General features: G+C 32.7%; 2 protein-coding genes. Both read left to right on the forward strand.

Annotated elements, in window-relative coordinates; all coding sequences use genetic code 11:
- Positions 1-976, forward strand: a 976-nt coding sequence (locus VFS71_RS06685; RefSeq protein WP_326400145.1) for an efflux RND transporter periplasmic adaptor subunit, incomplete at its 5' end; no start/stop codon positions are given.
- A 689-nt stretch (positions 977-1,665) separates the two neighbouring features.
- Complete coding sequence (gene tsaB, locus VFS71_RS06690) at positions 1,666-2,334, forward strand: tRNA (adenosine(37)-N6)-threonylcarbamoyltransferase complex dimerization subunit type 1 TsaB (protein WP_326400146.1); 669 nt, start codon at positions 1,666-1,668, stop codon at positions 2,332-2,334.
- Positions 2,335-2,393 lie beyond the last annotated feature (59 nt).

Genomic DNA, 2,393 nt, shown 5'->3' on the forward strand with positions numbered 1-2,393 from the left:
AGTGGCCAATTTGTCTGGAACCAAAGCTGGTTTAAGTCAGTCTGATGCTTCTTTTAATGAAGCGAAAGCTAATTATGAAAGAAATAAAACCTTGTTTGAAAAGGGAATTATCTCGAAATCTGATTGGGATAAATCGGTAGCCTCTTTTGAGGTGGCAAAAGCCAATAAACAATCCGCTTATTACAATGTGCAAAGTGCTTCAGCATCCGTAAATGAAGCAAAAGATAACTTGGGGAGAACGGTTATTTATGCTCCAGCTGATGGAACCATATCGGTGTTAAACGTAGAACTCGGTGAAAGAGTTTTGGGAACACAACAAATGGCGGGTACCGAACTTTTAAGAGTGGCCAACTTAAACAATATGGAAGTTGAAGTTGATGTCAACGAAAATGATATTGTAAAAATAAAAGTGGGAGATTTGTCGAATGTTGAAGTGGATGCCTATTTGAAAAAACAATTCAAAGGTGTTGTAACCAGTATTTCCAATTCGGCTAGTACAGCTTTAACAGCTGATCAGGTGACAAATTTTAAAGTGAAAGTTAGAATTTTAAAAGATTCTTACCAAGATTTAATGGTGGGTAAGCCAGCTTCTTATTCTCCATTCCGTCCAGGGATGACCGCTACGGTTGATATTATTACGACAACCAAAACGAATGTGGTTCACGTTCCTATCAGTTCAGTTGTTGTGAAGTCTGATACGACTGCAGTAAAAGTGGGTAAAATGGATGGTCCAGAAGAAGGCGACAAAAAAGCAGCTACGAAAAGTGATAAAAAACTAGAATGTGTTTTTGTAAAAGTTGGTGACAAAGCCAAAATCAGAATAATAAAAACTGGAATTCAAGATGACACTAATATTGAAGTCATTTCTGGTTTGAAAAAAGGAGATGTAGTTATCACAGGGCCTTATACTACGGTTTCTAAAGACTTAAACTCTGGAGATAAAGTATTTCTTCAAACGGAAGAAAAGAAAAAATAGTTTTTGTTTCAATATAAAAAAGAGAGGCGTCCTGAATTTCAGGGCGTTTTTTTTATATATGAGTATTTCAGATGTCATAGATTCAAAAAAAAACAAACTTATAGGTTTGTTAGAGTAATGATATTATATAATTGAATTATGAGTTAGTATAATTGAATTATGTTTTTATATAGTTTAATTATACGTTTCTATAGATGAGTGATGATATTATATAGTTGATTTATGTTTTTATATAGTTTGTTATATGTTTTTATATAAATGAGTGATGATTTTATATAGTTGATTTATGTATTACTATAATTGAATTATATTTTTATATGTGATTGATGATTTTATATAGTTAATTATGTGTTTTTATATAAATGAGTGGTGATTTATATCATTGATTATCTTTTGGTTTAGCTATTTAGAGAGTGTTCAATAAAATATGAAAAATATCTTCCCTTAGCCCCGATAGAAGTGGAAATCCTTATAAGTCTTGTCTTTTGGGACGAGACTTATAAGATTGTAGCGTATAGCGGGACCGCTGCCTCCTCAAAAAGCCAAATCTTTCTGCTTCAAATTAATACACAACTCCAGTTTTTAATAAAGGATTTGTCAAAAATCGGTGTAAATTTGCAACTGTATCAATTATTGGCTGATTTTAGATTTGTAATTCTAAAATAGACAATCTAAATTCTAAAATTAAAGTGTCCTATATTCTCAACATTGAAACCGCTACCAAAAATTGTTCTGTTGCTTTGGCAAAAGAAGGAAAAACAATATTGTGCAAAGAAATTGCAGAGGAAGGTTATTCTCATGCAGAGCGTTTGCACGTTTTTATTGAAGAAATTATCAGTGAAGCTGGAATTAATATGAAAGATTTGGAAGCAGTTGCAGTAAGTCAGGGGCCAGGATCCTATACGGGCTTGCGTATTGGAGTTTCTGCTGCCAAAGGATTGTGTTATGCTTTGAATATACCATTAATCGCTATAGATACTTTGCAGGCATTAGCTTCTAAAGTTTCTGTGACTGATGGTTTTATTGTGCCTATGATAGACGCTCGCAGAATGGAAGTGTATAGCGCTGTTTTTTCTGCTTCATTAGAGAAAAAGAGAGAAGTTTTAGCCGAAATTATTACTGAAAACTCTTTTGAAGAGGTGCAAGAAACCGTGTATTTTGTAGGTGACTGTAATGAGAAATGCAAAGACGTTTTGACAAAAGAAAATTTTGTGTTTTTGGATGATATTAAATATCCATCTGCCAATGAAATGAGTACTTTAAGTTTTGATAAATACAAAAAAAGCGACACTGTTGATGTCGCTTATTTTGAACCTTATTATTTGAAGGATTTTTTAATAGTTAGTTCTAAAAAATAGCTATCCTTTTTGTATTACTGTGTTGAATTGTTGTTGAGGATTATTGTTATTCGAGAACT

The sequence above is a fragment of the Flavobacterium sp. genome, from assembly GCF_035760125.1.
Taxonomy (GTDB): Bacteria; Bacteroidota; Bacteroidia; order Flavobacteriales; family Flavobacteriaceae; genus Flavobacterium.